This is a genomic window from Rhodopirellula baltica SH 1 (assembly GCF_000196115.1).
Lineage (GTDB): Bacteria > Planctomycetota > Planctomycetia > Pirellulales > Pirellulaceae > Rhodopirellula > Rhodopirellula baltica.
On sequence record NC_005027.1, the window covers coordinates 217,279 to 238,440 of the forward strand.

General features: G+C 54.9%; 18 protein-coding genes, 1 tRNA gene and 1 pseudogene. 14 read left to right on the plus strand and 6 right to left on the minus strand.

Annotated features, from left to right (window positions below; translation table 11 throughout):
• The first annotated feature begins 108 nt into the window (after positions 1–108).
• Positions 109–1,647, plus strand: a complete 1,539-nt coding sequence (locus tag RB_RS00890) for a sulfatase family protein (protein ID WP_011117896.1) — start codon at positions 109–111, stop codon at positions 1,645–1,647.
• 32 nt (positions 1,648–1,679) lie between these two features.
• On the opposite strand, the gene trpD is transcribed toward RB_RS00890, so the two are convergent.
• Both trpD and RB_RS00900 read right to left on the minus strand, forming a co-directional pair.
• On the minus strand, positions 1,680–2,708 hold the full coding sequence (gene trpD, locus RB_RS00895) for an anthranilate phosphoribosyltransferase (protein ID WP_011117897.1): 1,029 nt from the start codon (positions 2,706–2,708) through the stop codon (positions 1,680–1,682).
• 120 nt (positions 2,709–2,828) lie between these two features.
• Complete coding sequence (locus tag RB_RS00900; RefSeq protein WP_011117899.1) at positions 2,829–3,872, minus strand: hypothetical protein; 1,044 nt, start codon at positions 3,870–3,872, stop codon at positions 2,829–2,831.
• A 173-nt stretch (positions 3,873–4,045) separates the two neighbouring features.
• Here RB_RS00900 and RB_RS00905 point away from each other — a divergent pair, with 173 nt between their 5' ends.
• From RB_RS00905 to RB_RS00935, 7 genes are all read left to right on the plus strand, one after another.
• Positions 4,046–4,990 (plus strand): nucleoside hydrolase, encoded by a 945-nt coding sequence (locus RB_RS00905; protein WP_007324951.1) that lies wholly within the window; start codon positions 4,046–4,048, stop codon positions 4,988–4,990.
• Between the two features lie 28 nt (positions 4,991–5,018).
• Positions 5,019–6,035 carry an EamA family transporter gene (locus tag RB_RS00910; protein WP_231846088.1) on the plus strand — a complete coding sequence of 339 codons (1,017 nt, stop codon included), beginning with the start codon at positions 5,019–5,021 and terminating at the stop codon, positions 6,033–6,035.
• Between the two features lie 181 nt (positions 6,036–6,216).
• A complete protein-coding gene (locus RB_RS00915) occupies positions 6,217–7,335 on the plus strand; it encodes a serine/threonine-protein kinase (RefSeq protein WP_007324953.1) in 1,119 nt (372 codons plus the stop codon).
• Positions 7,336–7,385: 50 nt separating this feature from the next.
• Complete coding sequence (locus tag RB_RS00920) at positions 7,386–8,186, plus strand: inositol monophosphatase family protein (RefSeq protein ID WP_164921300.1); 801 nt, start codon at positions 7,386–7,388, stop codon at positions 8,184–8,186.
• Positions 8,183–8,776 (plus strand): flavin reductase family protein, encoded by a 594-nt coding sequence (locus tag RB_RS00925; RefSeq protein ID WP_164921301.1) that lies wholly within the window; start codon positions 8,183–8,185, stop codon positions 8,774–8,776. Before RB_RS00920 ends, RB_RS00925 begins: the two co-directional genes overlap by 4 nt.
• 203 nt (positions 8,777–8,979) lie before the next feature.
• Positions 8,980–12,585 (plus strand): PSD1 and planctomycete cytochrome C domain-containing protein, encoded by a 3,606-nt coding sequence (locus RB_RS00930; protein WP_011117905.1) that lies wholly within the window; start codon positions 8,980–8,982, stop codon positions 12,583–12,585.
• A complete protein-coding gene (locus RB_RS00935) occupies positions 12,582–14,099 on the plus strand; it encodes a DUF1501 domain-containing protein (RefSeq protein ID WP_164921302.1) in 1,518 nt (505 codons plus the stop codon). Before RB_RS00930 ends, RB_RS00935 begins: the two co-directional genes overlap by 4 nt.
• A gap of 101 nt (positions 14,100–14,200) precedes the next feature.
• Here the strand turns inward: RB_RS00935 and RB_RS27660 are convergent, their stop codons facing one another.
• Positions 14,201–14,368 (minus strand): hypothetical protein, encoded by a 168-nt coding sequence (locus tag RB_RS27660; protein ID WP_007324958.1) that lies wholly within the window; start codon positions 14,366–14,368, stop codon positions 14,201–14,203.
• 332 nt (positions 14,369–14,700) lie between these two features.
• Here RB_RS27660 and RB_RS00945 point away from each other — a divergent pair.
• The 5 genes from RB_RS00945 to RB_RS00965 all read left to right on the plus strand — a co-directional run bounded on the left by RB_RS00945 (position 14,701) and on the right by RB_RS00965 (position 19,527).
• Positions 14,701–14,774 (plus strand) — tRNA-Asp (locus RB_RS00945).
• A gap of 117 nt (positions 14,775–14,891) precedes the next feature.
• On the plus strand, positions 14,892–16,130 hold the full coding sequence (locus RB_RS00950; protein WP_164921303.1) for a tyrosine-type recombinase/integrase: 1,239 nt from the start codon (positions 14,892–14,894) through the stop codon (positions 16,128–16,130).
• 325 nt (positions 16,131–16,455) lie between these two features.
• Positions 16,456–17,478 carry a hypothetical protein gene (locus tag RB_RS00955; protein WP_164921304.1) on the plus strand — a complete coding sequence of 341 codons (1,023 nt, stop codon included), beginning with the start codon at positions 16,456–16,458 and terminating at the stop codon, positions 17,476–17,478.
• 133 nt (positions 17,479–17,611) lie between these two features.
• Positions 17,612–17,983, plus strand: coding sequence for a DUF1580 domain-containing protein (locus RB_RS00960; protein ID WP_164921305.1), 372 nt, complete (start codon positions 17,612–17,614; stop codon positions 17,981–17,983).
• Positions 17,983–19,527 carry an ATP-binding protein gene (locus RB_RS00965; RefSeq protein WP_164921306.1) on the plus strand — a complete coding sequence of 515 codons (1,545 nt, stop codon included), beginning with the start codon at positions 17,983–17,985 and terminating at the stop codon, positions 19,525–19,527. The genes RB_RS00960 and RB_RS00965 overlap by 1 nt, the downstream gene beginning before the upstream one ends.
• A 122-nt stretch (positions 19,528–19,649) precedes the next feature.
• Here RB_RS00965 and RB_RS00970 read toward each other — a convergent pair whose 3' ends face one another.
• From RB_RS00970 to RB_RS28450, 3 genes and pseudogenes are all read right to left on the minus strand, one after another.
• Positions 19,650–20,042 (minus strand): metallophosphoesterase family protein, encoded by a 393-nt coding sequence (locus tag RB_RS00970; RefSeq protein WP_011117914.1) that lies wholly within the window; start codon positions 20,040–20,042, stop codon positions 19,650–19,652.
• A gap of 54 nt (positions 20,043–20,096) precedes the next feature.
• Positions 20,097–20,309 (minus strand): metallophosphoesterase, encoded by a 213-nt coding sequence (locus tag RB_RS00975; protein ID WP_011117915.1) that lies wholly within the window; start codon positions 20,307–20,309, stop codon positions 20,097–20,099.
• Between the two features lie 188 nt (positions 20,310–20,497).
• Positions 20,498–20,713: pseudogene (locus tag RB_RS28450) on the minus strand (hypothetical protein); the annotation flags it as partial.
• A 228-nt stretch (positions 20,714–20,941) separates the two neighbouring features.
• Here RB_RS28450 and RB_RS00980 point away from each other — a divergent pair.
• Positions 20,942–21,112, plus strand: coding sequence for a MerR family transcriptional regulator (locus RB_RS00980; protein ID WP_231846528.1), 171 nt, complete (start codon positions 20,942–20,944; stop codon positions 21,110–21,112).
• Positions 21,113–21,162 lie beyond the last annotated feature (50 nt).

The following is a 21,162-nucleotide window of genomic DNA, read 5'->3' on the forward strand; positions in this document are numbered from 1 at the left end:
TTTTGACAGGAGGGAGGTTTTTCGAGGGGTGATGGCCACGGACGTGGTCGGGCGAGATAGAGTAACAGCTTTTCACAATAAAAATGCACTTTTGCGGCGAGAACCTCGATGCGATTCCCACTCAACATGCGATCAACGTTCGCCATTTTATTCATCATACTTCTCGGCTCCGCCGCTTGCGTTTCGTCATCCTCGGCGGAAACCAAAACGCCTCCCAATGTGTTGATCCTGTACGCCGACGACCTGGGGTACGGCGACCTGAACCTGCAGAATGCCGAATCGAAAATCCCGACACCGCACTTGGATCAACTCGCTCGATCAGGCATGCGGTTCACGGATGGCCACTCATCATCAGGAATCTGCACGCCCAGTCGGTACGCATTGCTGACCGGACGCCATCACTGGCGGGATTTCCATGGCATCGTCAACGCCTTTGGTGAATCCGTTTTTGAACCCGAACAACTGACGCTGCCCGAGATGTTCCAACAACACGGCTATCAAACCGCCGCGATCGGCAAGTGGCACCTCGGATGGGACTGGGATGCAATTAAAAAGCCCGACGCCAAAACCTTCGGAGAAGGACGAAAAAAAGGATACGGACCAGAAGCGTTTGATTGGACAAAATCGATCCCGGACGGACCACTTGCTCACGGATTTGATTCGTACTTTGGTGACACCGTGATCAACTTCCCTCCTTACTGTTGGATCGAAGACGACAAAGTCGTGAAGGCTCCCGACACGATCATGGACACCGCGAAATGGAAACCAATCAAAGAGGGGAATTGGGAGTGTCGCCCCGGCCCGATGACATCAGATTGGGATCCGTATCAAAACATTCCCACCACGACCGCACGTGGCGTGCAATTCATCGAATCGCAAAAAGAAAGCGACCAACCGTTCTTTCTTTACTTTGCTTTCCCGGCACCCCACGCACCGATCATTCCCAACGATGAGTTTGACGGTCGCTCGGGTGCTGGTCCGTACGGTGACTACGTTTGCGAAACCGATGATGCCTGCGGCAAACTGCTGCGAGCACTGAAGGAATCAGGACAGAGTGAAAACACCATCGTGATCTTCTCTGCCGACAACGGTCCTGAACGTTATGCCTATGCTCGCGACGAAAAGTACGACCACTGGTCGTCGCAACCTTTCCGTGGATTGAAACGTGACCTGTACGAAGGTGGACACCATGTGCCCTTCGTCATTCATTGGCCGGGCGTGACCGACTCTGGATCGACTTGCGACGCATTGGTATCACAAGTCGACATCTTCGCAACGCTGGCGGAGATGCTCGGGCATTCGATCCCGGATGGACAAGCCAAGGATTCACGCAGCCTGATGCCGCTGCTAAAAGAACCCAAGCAACAACATCGTCAGTCGCTGGTCCAAAACACTCGCGTCGATGTATATGCGATTCGCGATGGCAAGTGGTTGTTGATCGATGCCAAGAGCGGCTATGTCAGCGGCCGCAACAAAGGCTGGGAATCACGCCGGCAAATCCCTGCTGACGACAAACTACCGCACGAGCTCTACGATTTGTCCGTCGACATTGGTCAAAGCGAAAACGTCGCTGGCGAACACCCTGAAATCGTCGAGCGAATGAAAGCGTTGCTGCAAACCATTCGCGAAGACGGCTATCCCGAATAGCATTGCTCTGCAGCAATTCGGTGAATGCCGAACTACTCAGCGAGCTGTTTCAGTTTGTCCTGAGCGGCTTTGGAATCGATTGCTTCGGCGGCGATTTCAACGCCTTCGGTGAGCGATGAAACTCTACCTACCAAACGAAGCGCCGCGGCACATCCCGCTAACACCGTGTCGCGATGCGATCCGGGGCTGCCTCCAAAAAGGTTGCGAATGATCTCAGCCGATTCCGGTGGATCGGCCGCGGCGAGTGCGTTCTGGTGAACCGGAGTCAGCCCAAAATCGGCCGGCGTCCAGGTATGGTTTTGCTGAGTCCCCGATGCGACCTCGATGCATGACGTTTCGCCATCCAACGAGACTTCATCTTGTCCATCCTGAGCGTGCAAGACATAGCTTCGCTGCGTGTCGAGTTCCGCCAGTGCCGCTGCGATCTTTTGCTGCGTTTCGGGGGCAGCGGTCCCGAGCAATTGGTGTGTCGCACCGGCCGGATTGCAAAGCGGCCCAAGCAAGTTGAACAACGTCGGCACGGCGAGTTTGCGACGAACGGAAACAACATGACGCATCGCGGGATGCAGCTTGGCCGCGAAGCAAAAGCAAATGCCAATGTCGTTGAGTCGTCGAGAAACTTGATCGGGTTCGGATTCGATTTTGACGCCCAAACATTCCAGCACATCGGCCGATCCAGTCTTGCTGGTCGCACGTCGATTGCCGTGTTTGGCAACCGCGACTCCACATGCCGATGCCAAAATCGCAACCGCGGTGGAGATATTGAAGGTTCCCGATCCGCTGCCACCCGTGCCGCATGTGTCCAGCAGAACGTCATGTTCGTGATCGATCCGAGTCATGTGCTTTCGCATCGCCCGCGCCGCACCGACCAACTCGCTCACCGCCTCGCCTTTTTCGCGAAGTGCGAGCAACAACTGGCCGACTTCTTCTTCGTTGGCAGCACCTTGCAACATCGCGTCGATCAAGGCGCCGGTTTGCTCCGCCGATAAATCGTTGCCACCTCGAGCATGGGTGATGGCATCCGAGAAAGAGAGCGAAGGGTCAGTCGAAGAATCAGTCATCAGCCTGGCAGGACAAGAGCATCAAAGCGTGCTTTCGCAACGCGACGTTGGGTTGAACGCCCCAAGTGTAACTTGCCGCCACGATTCGAAGGAGCCAGCATGAAACGCCTTCATCCCGCTTCATTCACTGAGAGACTTGACCCGCTGCTCGATTTCTTCTCGATCCATTTGTCGGGACTCAGCCGGAAACTCATACGGCATCAAATACCAATCTTCGGTGAAGTCAGCTCGCTCTCCTGGGGACAAGTTTTCTGCTGGCCCGATGGGTTCTAATTCCACCAAGTCCTTTTCCGGGTACCAGACCGATACCGTCAGCCCCGCCAATTCGTTGTACGACCGTTCAGGGAATGTCGGAAAACGCTTTACAAACAATTGGTCCGTCGGTGCCAAATACGCCAGCCACCCCGCATGGCTGTCAAAACCCAATTTGGGAAATTCCGGCGTCGCCGAAATAACAACCGTATCCTCATCGACGTGAATATTGGGCTCGGTCGGCCGTGAACGAATCAATCCGTTCTCGTAGCGGACGTACCCGTTCGGGAAACGCACCGGTCCCGATCGAGGGACCAAAACGATTCCTCCACCGACCGCAAAAGTTCGGCTCCAATGGCACAAACTGACCGGGCGATCGGATTCGTTTGCGATCGTTTGGGTGCATCTGAGGTGAGACCCCGTTTCGTCCAGCTCAAAAATTCGCGTCAGTCGGGCTCCCGATTTTGGATCGTACTGGCTCGTCATCTTCACCGTGCGATCGGCAACGATTTCCGCTGTCCACCGACCGTTCCAAAGCACATTGCCTCGTTGAACAACCATTTCGGGACCGATGTCGAATCGTCCGGCCGATAACTGACCACGTCGATCCGTTTGACCTTTTTCAAATTGTTGCAGCGTCCAACCTGCGTCGTCGGGATCCAGGTACAGCACATTCGTACCGTCGACCGAATACTCCAACACTCGGCCACCCGCGGCGGGACAAAGCGTCACCACCGCATCACCGTTGCTGAGGCGAAGACAATCGTCATAGCCGTGAAACGACACGACTGAAACACCGTCCGCCGCGGTTGCTCCGGCGGCAATGGTCAGCCCCACGCCGAACAAGGTTGCAATGACAACGGTGGCAAACCCCGTTTGCGTCCGTTGGAGGCTGGATGATGAAGTGGACACGTGGGTCTCGATTCGAAAACGCTGATTAGAAACACAATCGAGATTCGATCAGTGGAAGAAACTTCTCCCACGTTGCCTCATCGTATCCAATCCAACTCCACTCCGGTGCGATTCGCGACACGACCGCGGCGAGGGTCTCGCCCGGCCACCGTGAAGAACTTAGACTGGATGGCATGAGCAGAAAGATCATCATCGACTGTGACCCCGGAATCGACGACGCCATTGCAATCACGATGGCGTTGTTTGATCCACGACTCGACGTTGTCGCGATCACTCCCACCGCCGGAACCGTTGACGCGGCCCAAGCGAGCATCAATGCGATGGGAATCGTCGATTTGCTCGATCCGGCTCGATACCCACAATTGGGAACCGCGGTCGCGCCAACCGATCCGCCAATGCTGGACGACAGTCATCTGAACGGCCCGGATGGATTGGCGGGATTGAACTTTCCTTCGGCGACTCGCCAAAACGATCATTCCAGCGACAAGTTGATGGCGGATTTGATTCGACGCCATCCTGACGAGATCACCATCGTTTGCTTGGGACCGCTGACCAACTTGGCTCGCGTTTGCCGCATGGATCCTGCCGTGTTGCCGTTGATTGACAAAGTTGTCATCAGTGGCGGAGCGGTCTCGCACAGCGGCAATGCGACGGCGGTTTCCGAGATGAACTTTTTCTTTGATCCGTCCAGTGCCAAACAAGTCATCGCATCGGCAACGACGAAGAGCTTGGTTCCACTCGATGTGACCGACGCGGTCACCTTCGGCGTGGACCTGCTTGAAAAGTTGCCTCCTGAAACAACACGTGCGGGAGCCCTGCTGCACAAGATCCTGCCTTACAAATTTCGGATCTCGCATCAAAAACTGGGACGCGAAGTCATTCCATTGCAAGACGCGACCGCGTTGATCTCAGTCATTGAACCCGAGATGTTTCAGTGGGATGAAATGGCCGGCGACGTTGAAGTCAATGGCGCCCTGACCCGCGGCATGACCGTTTTCGACCGGCGTCTACGACCGGAGTGGAGCGTCAACATGGAAGTGGCTCGTCGAGCCAGCATCACCGATGTTCGAGATGCCATCGTGCGTAGCATTCGTTACGCCGGCCAACAAACCCGCTAGGTCAACACTTCCAATGGAATGGATGTTGATGGCGCTGGTATCCGCCGGATTGCTCGGGGTCTACGACCTCGCCAAAAAACTGGCCGCTCGCGAAAACGCGGTGCCGATGGTCTTGTTTGCCTCCGCCTGCGTTGCGACGGCAATTTGGGGACCGCTATTGATCGCTCAACAATTCACCGGTGATGCCTTTCCGATCGAGTTTTTGAAGGTCCAACCGCTGACCTGGACTGATCATGGCAAACTGTTGGCGAAAAGCGTGCTCGTCGGAGCGTCTTGGACGCTCGCGTTGTTTGCACTGAAACACCTGCCGCTGTCCATCGCCGCACCAATTCGATCCACCAGTCCCGTGTGGACGATCGTCATTGCAATCGGTGTGCTGGGCGAACGGCCCGCGATGATGCAATGGGCAGGCATCGCGATCGTCGTCGCTTCGTTCTGGTTGTTTTCAACACTCGGTAAATCCGAGGGAATCAAATTCACGACCAATCGTTGGGTTGGATGCATGCTGATAGCAACACTGCTGGGATCGTTCAGTTCCATCTACGATAAATATCTATTGCAAGGCGCTGGTTATTCACCAGCGACCGTTCAAGCTTGGTTCACGATTTACATGTTGCCGGTGATGACCCCGCTTGCACTGCACTGGTGGTTCAACCGACGACGAATAGCGCCACGCGGTGAAAACGTGGATCGAGCGACATCAGAGGACTTGTCACCAACGGAGACTGCTAGCAAGACGACAGCACGTTCCTCCACGATCGGAACGGCAAGGGGAACCATTCCTGGTTCGTCCACGTCCAAGTTTGAGTTCCGAACGGCGGTTTGGTGCATCAGCCCTCTGCTGTTAGCAGCAGACATGGTCTACTTCACCGCCATGGCGAACCCAGATGCCATGGTTTCTGTCATTTCGACGCTGCGGAGATGCAGTGTCGTTGTCGCGTTGGTATTGGGAGCATCTCGGTTGGGCGAAGTGAACCTTCAACGGAAGGCATTCTGCGTGGCTGGAATTTTATTGGGTGCTGCTATGATCCTTCTGGGGAAATGAACCCCTTCAATTGTCGCGATCGGTACATTCTTCCCCCCTGTTATTTTTTAGCGTTCGACGAAACCACAATCCCAAGTCAAGATAGTGTCCGACGCTTAGTGTTAAAGTGTCCCCGCAGCCCATGTGTCAGCTGCTGGTTTACGTTTGGTGACATGGAAGCCGCCGCGACGGTATGAATGGTATGCCTGCAACCACACGCTACGAACCTGTTCCGACGATCACTTATCTCGGAGAGGAATCCAGCCAATGCGATCCAAAACTGGTTTCGCGTTACGATGAGCTGACGCGTCGACGCAAAATCAACTGGACCGGTCACTACAACCTACGCCGCATGTTGGGCCGTGGTGGTCAGGGCGAGGTTTATCTGACTGAGCACCGAGGCACGGACGGATTCACCGTTCCCGTGGCGATGAAAATCTTCTCGCCTGAACGCTTCCCCGACGCTCGTTCGTATGACGAAGCGATGCAACGTATCGCGTCGATTGCCGCTCGCATTGCGTTGATCCAGCACGACAATCTGCTGGACGTTCAAAACTTCTTCGAACGCGATCGCATCCGTGTGATGCTGATGGAATGGGTCGATGGATACGATCTCCGGCAATTGGTCATGCCCAAGTGCCTGGAATTGTTGCGTGACCACATCACACCCAAGCGGTGGAAATACATCAACGATGTGATCATCACCGAAGGCCCGGAACAATCTCGTTTCAAACCCGGCGTCGCCGTCGCGATCGTTCGCGAATGCTTGGCTGCGTTGGCGGCACTTCACCGTGATGGAATTGTTCACGGCGATGTCAAACCCGCCAACATTATGCTCAAACGCAGTGGGCACGCAAAACTGATCGACATGGGTTCGTCCATCGATTATCGCAACCCGCCCAAAGATCGCGAATGCACTCCGCTGTACGCAGCCCCAGAAGTCCTCGACAACCTCGACGCAACTCCACGCAGCGACTTGGCCAGTGTCGGATACGTGCTGGTTGAGCTGTTGTCCGGTTTCAATCCGTTCAACAACACGAAGAATCTTGGCGAGCTTCTGCAGGCAAAACGCGAACTCCCGATGAATCTGGAACGGATTCTTCCCGAGGAAGTGCTGCGAAACGCTTTGTTGATGAATTTTCTTCGAGGCCTGATTGCCCCCGATCCAACGCTTCGATTCGTCAGCGCTGAGGCGGCTGAGCACGTCGAACAGGGTGCAGCGGCATTCCATCGACAGCTCATCATTGGCAATATGTCGACGGAATACGACAATGACATTCGCTTGTGGTTGGAAGAGCTTCGCCGGTTGGAAAACGACTGACGGCTTCCGACCCATCGGACCGCCTCCAACCAACCCCCAAGACAAACTCCATGGACAGTGCCCACTTGAGGCTGGCCGTCGACGCGGCGCGTGCCGGTGCCGCTGAATTGATGTCGCGACGCGATCACCGTGTTGTGAGTGAGAAAGGCCCCAAAGATCTGGTGACCGATGCCGACTTGGCATCCCAAAAAGCCATTCGCGACATGCTGGTCGGGGCTTACCCAGACTATGCCTTCGTTGGTGAAGAAGAGGGCGAAAATGATCCGCCCGCCAGCGTGCGAGCCGGTGACCCTGATGCTCCGCCTTGCTGGGTGGTCGACCCTTTGGATGGAACGGTCAATTTCGTTCACCGCCTGCAAAGCTTTGCGGTATCGATCGGCCTGTACGCGGCTGGCAAGATGCGGTTGGGTGTGATCTACGATCCGACGCGAGACGAAATGTTCACCGCGATTGATGGACAAGGCGCCCACTGCAACGACCAAAAGATGTCCGCCAGTGGTTGCACCGCGATCGAGGAAAGCTTGGTCGCGTGCAGTTTTCGAGCGGGTGTCACCGCTGACTCGCCCGAAGTGACGCGTTTTGTAAAGGTACTCGAGAAGTGCCGCTCGTTGCGACGTTTGGGTTCGTGCGCGCTGAACATGTGCTACGTCGCCGATGGTCGACTGGATGGATACTGGGCGACCAATGTCGCCGCCTGGGATTCTGCCGCCGGCACCGTGATCGCTCGTGAATCCGGTGCGATTCTAGAAGGCTACGGTGGCGAGGAATTCGATGACTGGAACCCCAAGTTTTGCGTTTCGGCAACGCCCGAACTGCAATCGCTTTTGACAAAGCAACTGAGAGGCACATGATCATCGATCCCAACGACGTATCGATTGGCGCGGTCTATGAATCCATGGTCGCGTTGATCACGCCGCGGCCAATCGCATGGGTTTCAACGCTGTCCGCCGACGGAATCGCGAATTTGGCACCGTACAGTTTCTTCGGCGGCGTTGGGGCGAATCCTCCCACGGTGATGTTTTGTCCGGTCAACCGTTTGGACGGAACTCCTAAGGACACACTCGCCAATGTTCGCGCAAACGGCCAATTCGTGGTCAACGTGGTCACCGAAGAGTTCGCCGAAACGATGAAGCAATCCGCAGCAGACGTTCGCCCCGACGAGGATGAATTCGTTCTGACTGGTTTGCAGAAAGCTCCTTCGGTCAAAGTCGAAGTGCCGCGAGTTGCTGATGTCGTTGCAGCGATGGAATGCGAGATGTTGACGTCGATGCAATTGGGACCGGGACGCGGCGGAGCCAACTTGGTCGTTGGACGCATTGTTTCGTTTTACGTTGCCGATTCCGTCGTCGGAAAGAACGGGCTGCCTGATCCCGAACAGATCTTCACAATTGGTCGAATGGGTGGTCCGAGGTACACACGCACACGAGATCGTTTCGAATAACGATTCATTGCAATCAGGAATGTCCTGGCAAATAGTCCTGGTTCATCGGGGTTGCTAGCGAAGTCAATTGATAAAGCGCACAAAGCAACCCAGTGATCAAATCAATCGACTCCCACCCAAGTCTATTGGTTTGGAGCATCGTCGCATTGATAGTAAGATAGTTCATCCCGCCTACCCAACCTCCCTCCTTCTTGGGTTCCTAGATGATCTGGAACGTCTTCGCATCCCGTCGCACGATTGGATGGTTTGCTGCTTTGTTGCTTTCATGCATTGCTTTTTCGGGCACTGCATCAGCGGAAGAAACAGCTTCGAAAGCCGAGATCGATTTTGCACGCGACATTCGCCCGATCCTTTCGGATCATTGCTTCGCATGTCACGGTCCCGACGAACACGATCGCCAAGCCGGCGTGCGTTTGGACTCTGCCGAAGGAATAGCAGATGTCATCGATCAAGAAGAATGGCAGGCAAGTCTATTGATCGAGCGAATCGCGACCGACGATTCCGATATGATCATGCCGCCGGAAGACTTCCACAAACCACTGTCACCCAAGCAAATTGAGTTGCTCAATCAGTGGGTCTCCGAAGGTGCGGTTTACGCGTCGCACTGGGCCTTCGCGACGCCTCGCCGCCACGAACTTCCTTCGGAGGAGGGTGTCGTTTCGTCCGACGTTGATCGCATCGATCAATGGATTGATGTTCAACTAAAATCGTTGGGCTTGTCCGCCGCAGACTCCGCTGACCGACGATCACTTGCTCGCCGCGTTTCGTTCGACCTCACTGGACTGCCGCCCAAACTAGAACGAGTCGAAGCGTTCGTTGCTGACTCATCGCCGAACGCCTACGAAAACTATGTCGACGAATTGCTGGCGTCGCCGGACTACGGCGAACACATGGCGAGGTATTGGCTGGACTTGGTTCGCTATGGCGACACACACGGATTGCACTTGGACAACTACCGTGAAATGTGGCCCTACCGCGACTGGGTCATCGACGCTTTCAATCAAAACATGTCCTTCGATCAATTCATCACTCGGCAATTGGCCGGTGATTTGTTGCCCGAAACGAACGAGGCCGAAACGCTTCGCAATCAAATTGCCAGCGGATTCAACCGACTGAACGTGACGACCAACGAAGGCGGCTCGATCTACGATGAAGTCTTCGCTCGCAATGTCATCGATCGCACGGATTCGTTTGGGACAATCTTTCTTGGCTTGACCACGGGATGCTCCGTTTGCCACGACCACAAATTTGATCCCATCACGCAGAAGGACTACTTCGCCCTGTCCGCGTTTTTCAATTCGTTGGACGGGCGAGCGATGGATGGTAACAACAAAGCTCATCCGCCAGTCGTGCGTGTTCCTTCTGCCGAGCAATCAGCCGAACTGAAGCAAATTGCTTCCGACCTCGCTGAACTAAAGGCCGAAATGGCCGGACCGCTACTGGAAGTCGACGCCGCCCAACTGCAATGGCAACAAACGCTGGCTGCGAGTGAAGAGTCCTTTCACGCGAACCTGATGCCGGTCGAAGTCACCACAAAAAACGATGGAAAGTTCAAACAGAACGAAGACGGATCGGTGGAGTGGGACGGCACGCCTCCTGCAAAAGACGTGATGCACATCATCTCGTCGCTGCCCGCCGGTACTTGGCGGATGCTGCAACTGCACGCCAAAACAGACGAGGAACATCCGCGAGTCGGAACGGCATCCAACCAGAACGCCGTGCTCAGCGAAATTAAAATTGAGACGCGACCCGACGACCAATCGGAATGGACCGAAGTGCCAATCCGTTCCGCCAAAGCAACCCGCGAACAATCCGGCGACGAATTCGCGGTGACCAAGGCGATCGATGGAAAGATTGACGCGAAAACCGGATGGGCCGTCGGTGGTCACGAAGCAACCGGCGACCGAACGGCGTGGTTCGGAGTCCAAACCATCGAAGCTGAAATGGGTCAGATTCGAGTGTCGTTGCACTATGAGTCGCAGCACGTTTCTCACATGCTTCGCCATGTGGCTTTGTCTTTGCATTCCTCGATGGATCAGTTGCCCGAGGACCAACGTATCGTGCTGGGCGACTCACACCTAATCGGGCCGCTGAAAGTCGAAAATGTCGGCAATGGCTTGAACAAGTCATTCGCGGGCGAAGACAAGAACGAGTTCGATCCCGCCAAAAAGGTTTCCTATCAAGACCAAGACCATGAATGGCAGCATCGAACCGACATCGTTTCGGTATTGAGCAACGAACTGCCGACAATCAACGATTCCACCAGCGTTTCCATTCTGCATCAAGTCATCCGATCGCCATCGGATCAATCCGTCGAATTGATGTTCGGAACCGACGAAGGCAGCGTCCTGTTTCTCAACGGCAAGGAAGTGGCCAAACAGAAACCAGGCAATCGCAAAGACGATGACATTCAACCGTTGTCGCAACGCCACAAGCTGTCGCTTAAAAAAGGCGACAACCACCTGTTCGTTCGACACGTCAATCGAAGCGGACCTGCGACGCTGACCTATGCCATTCATTCGCCTACCGTCCAATTTTCGGAACCGTTGAAGCAACGCTTGGCAACCTTGTCAGCACCGGAAGAATCAAGCGATTCCCCAACCGTGGATTGGCGAGCCGCTCGAGCGTTTTATAGAGAGCTCATTTGCGAGCATCCGAGTTGGATTGCATTGAACGACATGCACGACGGCATGATCGCGATGCGAGTTAAGATCAACAAACAAGTTCCCACGACATTGGTCTGGAAAGAAACCGCCAAACCTCGCGACGCGCACATTCTAGAACGCGGGCTCTACGATTCGCCCGGCGAGAAAGTCGAACGTGCGGTTCCGGGCTTCCTTCCCGAATTCCCTGAAGGTGCTCCCGTCGATCGCCTGGGACTTGCCCAGTGGTTGCTTCGAGAAGATCACCCGCTGACCGCTCGCGTTGCCGTCAATCGTTTTTGGCAACAACTCTTTGGCAACGGATTGGTCAAAAGCAGCGAAGACTTCGGCAGCCAAGGTCACCTGCCATCCCATCCCGAGTTGCTCGACGAACTCGCAATCGATTTTCGCGAGAGTGGCTGGAACGTGAAAGAGATGATGAAGCGGCTGGTCATGACGGAAACCTATCGCCGTGACGCCACGGCAACCAGCAACATGCTCACCGTTGATCCGAACAACCGATACTTCGCTCGCGGGCCTCGCTTTCGATTGGACGCCGAGACGCTTCGCGACCAAATGCTTTCGCTGTCTGGTTTGCTGGTCACGACTCGAGGCGGCCCGAGCGTCAAACCGCCTCAGCCGGCCGGTTTGTGGGAAGCGGTGGGCTATACCGATAGTGACACCGCCAATTTCGTCCCTGACGAAGGTGACAAAACCGTTCGCCGCAGCGTCTACACGTTTTGGAAACGCACCAGCGCTCCTGCTGTGATGTCGACGTTTGATGCTCCCAGTCGTGAGTCATGCACCGCTCGCCGCGAACGAACCAACACGCCGATGCAAGCCTTGTTGTTGCTCAATGAAACGCAAGCGATGCTGGCCGCAAAAGCCATGGCCCAAGAGATCACCGCATCACCGACTCCGGACCAATCCGACTGGGAAGCGATCTCTCGAAAACGAATTCAATCAGCGTTCGAACGCGTGACCTTGCGTCCGATCGAAACGAACGAACTCCGATCGCTCGAACTTTTGATGGCAGATTTGATCGAGCACTATTCGGTCCAGCTTGAAGAAGCCCGTAAGTTGGCCGGGACTCCCGACCCTGAATTGGCCGCATGGACCGTCGTGATGAACACCCTTTTGAACTTGGACGAGGTGGTTTGCAAATGAGTCGCTCTGAATTCCCCTGTGAAGACTGGAACGCACTGACACAATCACCTTTGATGTCATCGGTTCTGCAAGAACGCATGCAACATCTCACTCGTCGCTCGCTATTTTCCAGCGCCGCGGCGGGTTTGGGTGCCGCCGCACTCGCTTCGATGCCCGGGATCGGACGTGCCGTCGATAGCCAACCCGGTGTTCCTGGACAACCTGGTTTGCCGCACCATGAACCGGCCGCGAAACGAGCGATCTATTTGTTCATGTCGGGTGCTCCCAGCCAAATGGACATGTGGGATCACAAACCACAGATGGCCGATTGGTTTGACAAGGATTTGCCCGAGTCGATCCGGCAAGGCCAACGGTTAACCACGATGACCAGCGGTCAATCTCGATTCCCCATCGCGCCGAGCATTTACAAGTTCAGCCCGCATGGCGCCAATGGAACCATGGCCAGCGAACTGATTCCGCACATGGCCAAGAAAGTCGACGAGATTGCTTTGGTCAAATCGATGTACACCGAAGCGATCAACCACGATCCCGCGATCACCTACATCTGCACCGGCAATCAACTTCCCGGCAAAGCTTCTTTGGGTTCATGGCTGAGCTATGGACTGGGAACCGAAAACGAAGACCTTCCCGCGTTCCTGGTGATGACCGCATCGTGGACCGGACGCAAACAAGCGCAGGCACTCTACAACCGTTTGTGGGGAAGCGGATATTTGCCCAGCAAGTTTCAAGGCGTCGCTTTGCGAAGCGCCGGCGATCCGGTTTTGTATCTTTCCAACCCTGATGGAATTGATTCCGGTGTGCGTCGCCGCATGCTCGACACCCTAGCCGAACTGAATCGCAACACGCTCGACCGTTGGCACGATCCCGAAACCGAAGCCCGGATCGCTCAGTATGAGATGGCTTTTAAGATGCAAACCAGCGTGCCGGAACTCACTGACCTCAGTGATGAACCGCAACACGTGCTTGACCTGTATGGGCCTGATGTCACCAACCCGGGAACGTTCGCGAACTGTTGTTTGATGGCACGGCGGATGGCCGAGCGTGGCGTTCGCTTCACGCAAATTTTCCACCGCGGTTGGGACCAACATGGTGCGTTGCCCAAAGATCTTCCGAACCAGTGCCGGGACACCGACCAACCATCGGCCGGCTTGCTCACTGATTTGAAACAGCGTGGGCTACTCGATGACACGTTGGTGGTTTGGGGTGGAGAGTTCGGTCGAACGATCTACTGCCAGGGCGCGCTCAGCAAAACCAATTACGGTCGCGATCACCATCCCAAGTGTTTCTCGATCTGGATGGCGGGTGCCGGAATCAAGCAAGGCGTCGTGCACGGCGAAACGGATGAGTTCAGCTACAACATCGTCCGTGACGGAGTCCACATTCGCGATCTCAACGCGACGATTCTCAATCAGATGGGAATCGATCACGAACGATTCACCTACCCGTTCCAAGGGCTTGATCAACGTCTGACCGGTGTGGAAGAGGCTCGCGTCGTTCGCGAGTTGCTCGCCTAAAGCAAAAAGAATGAGCCCGGGCCGCCAAAGGGATCGGCTGCCTGGTGCTGGTCAGGCGGAAGTTTGGTCGTCGCGTTCCAAGCGAGGTCCAGCCGATCCGATCAAATTCGGAATCGATCACCGCGTAGGCAAAGGAAACCGCTCAAGACCGAAGCGATGGACAGCAACATCCACTGGAACTTTGTCAGGTGCAGGAAGTAAAGTTTCAACTCCCACCAACAATCCCAGAAGTATTCAACGATTGAAAAGGCGAGCAGGAAAGCGTCCATATTGGAACTCTCGATTGCGGGTGTTTCACGGGGTACGTGCAATCAACCGTAGTTCGATTGGTTCGCGGCGTCGCACTGTTCTCCTTGGTGCGAAGTAGAAACACGCAGATGCGAGTTTCCCGCAAGGTTTGACCGCTAAAATCAGTGCAAACAGACGTGGTTTGCGGGGCGACAAACAAAATTTTGGGTGACCCCTCAGACCGGCCTTGCAAGCAATCCGAGCATAGATATACTCCACCCCATCGCAGCGGAGATGAGACTTTCTTCATCTTCTTGCGAGCCTTTGAAGAAGATCAAAAGTTGTTTTCAAACGCTTTGGTTGGCCTCTTCAAGGCGCGGTAGCTCAATTGGTTAGAGCCCCGGACTGTCGATCCGGAGGTTGCGGGTTCGAGTCCCGTCCGCGTCGCTTCTTAAAACTCTCGTGATTCGTTGACTCAAACGAATACCTGCCGCCTCTGGCAGAGCACGCTTTTGCAAGTCCTCTTGTGGGTACATACCCGCAAGGCATTCAAAGGTGAGGCTCATGCCACATTCTTCCGGCTCGGTGCCCAAGTACCGAAAGCACAAAAGCGGGCAAGCTCGCGTGACAATCAACGGACGAGATTACTATCTCGGTCCATGGAAAAGCAAAGCATCGATTGCTGAGTACGATCGCGTTATCGCGGAGTACCTTGCAAGCAACCGAAGCCCGAACTTCGGTCTCTCCTGCGAGGAGCTCTCCATCGCAATGATCTTGGTGGACTACCTGCGGCATTCGCGCAGCTACTACGGCTCGGAGAAAACCTCCGAACTCCATCGGATCAAACCTGCTCTGAAGCCACTGAAGGAACTCTACGCCAATTCACCCGCTACCTCGTTTGGCCCCGAGCAGTTCAAAGCAGTCCGCCAATCGATGATCGCAAGCGGCCTCACGCGGCCTGGTATCAACAGCCGGATGAAACGAATTGTCCGCATGTTCAAGTGGGCCGCTGCCGAAGGAAAACTGCCGCCGTCAATTCATGAGGCTTTGCGACTGATTGCACCATTGAAGAAAGGGCGAACTGAGGCGCCGGAAACGGATCCGATCCTGCCAATTGAGCAATCGATTGTTGACGCCACCCTCAAAGAACTTCCGCCAATCCTCGCGGACATGGCACGAGTTCAATTACTCACTGGTTGCCGTCCCGGCGAAGTCTGCCAACTGACACCGGGCTGCCTCGATCGGTCGGGTGATGTGTGGATCGCGAACGTTGCCGAACACAAAACGGACTGGCACGGCCACGATCGCACGCTCTTCATTGGCCCGAAAGCTCAGCCGATCCTTCTTCGCTACCTCGATCGCGAACCCGACGTTTATCTGTTCCGCCCAATCGAGGTTGTGGAGCAGTTGCGTGCCGAGCGTGCTGCGAAGCGAGCTACGCCACCTTCATGCGGGAACCGCCGAGGCCGCAAGAACGATCGCGGTGGGTTGAAGGGCAAGAAAGCAGTGAAGTCGCCGGGCGAATGCTACACGACAGAAAGCTATCGCCGAGCAATTCACAATGCGTGCGACAAAGCATTCCCACCTCCTGCCGATCTCTCCGAAGAAGAAGCAAAGAAGTGGAAATCCGAACACCGCTGGAGCCCGAACCGCCTTCGTCACACACGCGGCACCGACATCCGCAAGCAGTTCGGACTGGAGGCCGCCCAAGTCATGCTCGGCCACAAGAACGCAGATGTAACGCAAGTCTACGCCGAACGTGACATCGCCAAAGGTATCGAAGTCGCCCGCCAGATTGGCTAGCACTGCTAGATGGAAAATCCATGCAGCTTGTATCGCTGCAACTATGCTTTGCGATACAGGCTGCTTCAACAAATTGCCCTTGTCCGCAAGTGACGCGGCTTACCTGGCGACATAGTGGCTTCATTAGCGAACGAAGGCGGCAAGGCACATCCTGGCCTCTAATTTACTGCTTCCACCAACCAGTCACTGAACAGAAGATGGCGGGAACCAGAGAGCCCTTAAAAATTATTGCCCCGTGCCCGCGTCCTTCCACCACAGAGACAAACAGGTGGTGCAGCGTTCTCGCAGCTAGCGAAACGCACCAAGACGCTCATGCGTCGAGCGATTGAACGCCTGCCTTCATCAGCGTCGCTGTTGCATCAACAAACCCAAAACTTCATTCAACACCCAAGCGTTTTCAATGCATCTAGATAAGGACGACCGCGAGTCACTGGAACGCTTCATCTGGAGAGACCTCGTTGCTGAATTCTTGGAGCAAGAAGCAACTCGCCAGGGCCTGCAGGAGTACATTCCAGTTCGACTCCGCTGCGCTCAGTCTTTGAAGCCGATCGAGCATCTAGTCATGCTAGCTAGCTTAAAGTCCCAGACCGAAGGTCAGGTGAGCACAGGATCCCTTGACATGACGAAGCCGTTCGAATTTTCAAGCCAGGACCCTGTCATCTGGTACTCATCAGAGTTTGCGGCAGCGTACCGCAAACTGGAAAACGCATTGAACAAAGATATTCAGACAGCACGGAAGGCCGGTCTCAAACCAAGAGAGCTCGCGAAAACCGAACGAGAGCTTCGAAGACAGTTCCACAACGACTACGAAATGATAGCGAAGAAGATCTGCCAGAGAGCGACTCTACCTGCTGTCAGCAAAGATGCTCAAGATGTCTGGTTCGAATGGATGGATGCGTTCACTGGCCCGGCAACCGCACTGCACCATGAATCGGGAGGCGAGCTCCTGACGCAAGAGGTTGACTTTGTACTCAGTGAGTCCGACTCAACCAACTCGCAATCGGGACTTGGAATAGCTGACATCCTGAACCCTGATGAAGACGCAAAAAAACGACGCGAAGGACGGCGACTGGCTCGCGAATGGAAAGCAGCGAAGCGAATTCCCGTAGAGAGTTTTGCGACTAAATACCATCTCGCCTTGAAACTGGCAAATGCCTTGCTTCCTCGAAGAAACAAAAGGGCCGAACGGAGCGAGCTAGCTGGAGCAATCTACGGAGACCCCAACCACGATACGAGCGGTACACAGATCCCGTCATTGCGGACGAAGGGCAACCAGTTCTTTGACATGATGCACATTCCCTGGGCAATCGGCACGGAGGGAGAGGACGTTTTCCTGGACTGCGACTGATTTTTTTCAGATTTTGCAGCCGAGCTTGCCCAAGCTCGCCGTGAGCTCGCTTCCAGCTTGCGACGTTTGCTCTGTTCCGAGTGTTACTTCACTACTCAAGTGATTTCTCACTACCTACTCGGAATTGCGACAAATGCAAAAAACCAAGTTCGCTTCATTGCTCCGTGCAATAGAAAAGGGAGACGAGCCTGTTTCATCGCTCGATGCAGACGAAGAAGAAAACAAGTCCCGTCCATTACTCAGTGCAATTGAACTAGAAAACGGACTCCGCCCGCACCCGAGCACAGCAACACGTTGGTGCTTAGAACCCAATCGCCATGGAAACGTGCTCAAGTCGTGGCTAATCGGCGGGCGCCGAATGACGTCCATTGCCGCCGTCAAAGAGTACAACGCTGCAAACAACCAGCAGTCCATGGCGTCAGATTCTACTGCCGCAGCATCTTCGATTGCTAACTCCAAGACGCACTCGAAAGCCATGCAAGACCTCGAAAGCGAGGGCCTGTGATGTCAAATCAAACTGAAAAAAATGGAGCTGCGCACGAACCCAGCAAGGCCAAGGCAAACGGTAGCCAAGGTAAAAAAAGTGACACCGACGAAATCGTGCAACTAGGGATGCAGGGCGTTGAACTGTGGCACGACAAGAGCAGTGGGCGAACTTTCGCCACTATTCAAATTGACTCCCACGCTGAGAACTACTGCCTCGACAGTCAATCGTTTCAACGCTACCTGGAAAGCCGCTTCTACTTTGAGCATCAAAAAGCCGCTCCGGCCAACAGCGTCACGAACGCGATTGCCACGCTCAAAGCAAAAGCTCTGTTCGAAGGAAAAGAGCATACCCCTCGCCTGCGAGTCGCTGGCGATGATCACTCGATTCACATCGACCAGGGCGATGACATCTGGCAATCAATTTCCGTTGATGCGAACGGCTATGCCATCACCTCCCAAACGCCGGTTAAATTCGTCCGTCGATCGGGAATGATGCCCCTCCCTGTGCCCCGCGGATGTGACATTCAACTGTTGCGTAAATACATCAATGTTCCGAACGAGGTTTGGCCGCTAATCCTGGCGTGGCTGCTCGCCTGCATGCGTCCCAAGGGCCCCTACCCAGTCCTAATTCTTACTGGCGAACAGGGGTCTGCGAAGTCGACGACGGCAAAAATGCTTCGTGCTCTTGTTGACCCGAACAAATCTCCGATCCGGGCTGCCCCGAAGGGTTTGCAAGATCTCGCCATTGCTGCAAACAACGCACACGTTCTTGCATTCGATAACCTCAGCCACATTTCCCCTTGGTGTTCAGATGGGCTCTGTCGGATCTCGACGGGAGGTGGCTTTGCGACGAGAACGCTCTATGCCAACGACGAAGAGACCATCTTCGAAGCTCAACGTCCTATCATCCTGACTGGAATTGAAGACGTCGCTTCCCGTGCGGACCTCGCTGATCGTGCTATCGTCGTGACACTGCCAACGATTTCCAGTGACGAGCGTCGAAGTGAGAAAGAAATCTGGGAGAACTTCAATCGAGATGCTCCCGCCATTTTTGGCGGCCTACTCGATTTGGTCTCCGCTGCGATTCGCGGACTGCCCAACGTCAAACTGACCAGTCGCCCGCGAATGGCAGACTTTGCTGAGTTTGCAGTTGCGGCAGAGCAGCAAATGGGACTGCAGAAAGGCGAATGGATGAAGCTTTACTTGGCGAACATCGACAGTGTTAACCAAGGACTGGTCGACGACAGCTTGATCATCCAAACCCTCCTGCCAGAGCTTAGTACTGACGTTTTGGTTAAAACGCCAACCGAGTGGCTGGAAACCCTGAACGATTCCGCGTCGGACGAAGTGAAGCGTCAAAAGAAATGGCCAAAGTCCGCTCGCCAGCTTAGCGGAGAACTGCGACGCTTGGCACCGGTGATGCGCCGTGCCGGCATCGAAATTGACTTCGAGACCTTTTCAACACAGGGCCGAACCAAGATTTCAATGCACCTGGAAGAAGAGCCCGAATCGCAGGAGCCGCGGGGTCGCGACGTCGACGGGGTCGATGACCTAGGATTCTGATGGTACCAACCGTAGGGAACTAGCAGGTAGCCGACTGCGTCGTGAACCTATTGCAGTTTCCACACGATGTTCAAATCCAAAACGCCCACAGCGGAGCAATCCCCTGCGGGCGTTTTTCGTTTTTAGACCTCAACAACGAATCCGTTGTTGGTCAGTTTCGCGGCGAGGTTGCAGCACGAACAATTGATGAACTGCGTCTCACCCCGAGTAAACTTGCCGTAGTTGCTGATGCCTTTTTCGTCGTGCAGGTGTCCGAAGGCGTGAATCTTGGGTTGGATTCGTTCTTCGACGTGTCGACGCAAGGCAGCACAACCGACTTGAACGAGTGCTTTCGATTCGATGTCGTGCGTTAGATCCAAGACGCCTTTCGGCGGACCATGAGTGATCAGAATGTCCACATTGTCGGGAACTGATTGCCAAACGAGATCAAGCTGCCCACGCTTCTTCATGTATGCCCAATCGTGAAATCGAGGCGTGTAGGGCGAGCCAAACAGTTTGAGCCCGTTCAACTCCATGGAATCATGGATCAGAAAACGAATGCCGGGATAGTCATCAGGGCGGATGAGCCCCTATTCCATCGCGGTAGAGTGATTGCCTGGCACGAACACCTTGGTCGCAACGTCCAACTCCGAATACCACTCAAAGAATGGCCTCGCTTCCGGTTCATTCATCCAAGCATTCCCATGCGTCGACTCGTCGCCGCAATGGATCACTAAATCGACATTGGGAACGGTTAGCTCCCGATGTCGATTGTGAGTGTCAGAAATGAACCAAATCTTCATTCGCTAGTCGCCACCTTTGGCGAGGAATCGGTTTGAGATCGTTTTGAACGAGATACGATCGTCGCCACTACCGTAAACCCAGACCAGCCCCTGGCGTTCGGTTTTGGGATTGAGCACGCTCTTTCCTTCGGCGGACGCAAGCATCTCGTCGATACTCTCAAGTACAGGGAAGTTGCCACCTTTCGCAGTCGAAAGCCTTCACGCTCGTCCATCGTCTTCAGCGACGACTTGCGCAGAAACTCGGACTCCTCCCGCACTGGCAAGAACGAGTCGATCTCGCAATAGATCACCGCGTCGCCGGCAGCGTACTCATCCTCCTTGGTCACACACTTCCAGCCATCAACAACAGTCAATTCAATCATGTCCGCGCCATCAATCGGCCGAGTCTCAAGCACCGATCGCATCGCCAGCAGGTTCGCCAACCACGATCCCCTAGTCCGCTGGCTTGCCCTGCAAGTCGACGCACGAGCGATTGATCAACTGAATGCCGTCGCGGGTTTCTTCGCTGTCGTTTCTGGTCGACGTGCCCTGCTATTTCCCCTCGATAGGTTTCGATAGACTCTGACAAGGTTTGTGCAGTTGTCTTCCCAGTCGGGTGATTGCGAGTGGAAAAGTTGAGCGATTACGTCAAGGTGGCCGAGGCTGCTGAGATTCTGGGGGTTGCGCAGGCGACTTTAAGAATTTGGGCGGAAGACGGCAAAATCCCGATGCACCGAAACCCGGCCAACGGCTACCGCCTCTTTCGACGGGCTGACCTCGAACGGTTCTTGGAGGAAGTCGCAAAGCCGCTCAAACCTAGATAGCACGCAATTCCCTAGCAATTTGATTAGTCCGCCGTAGGGCACCCTGGAGA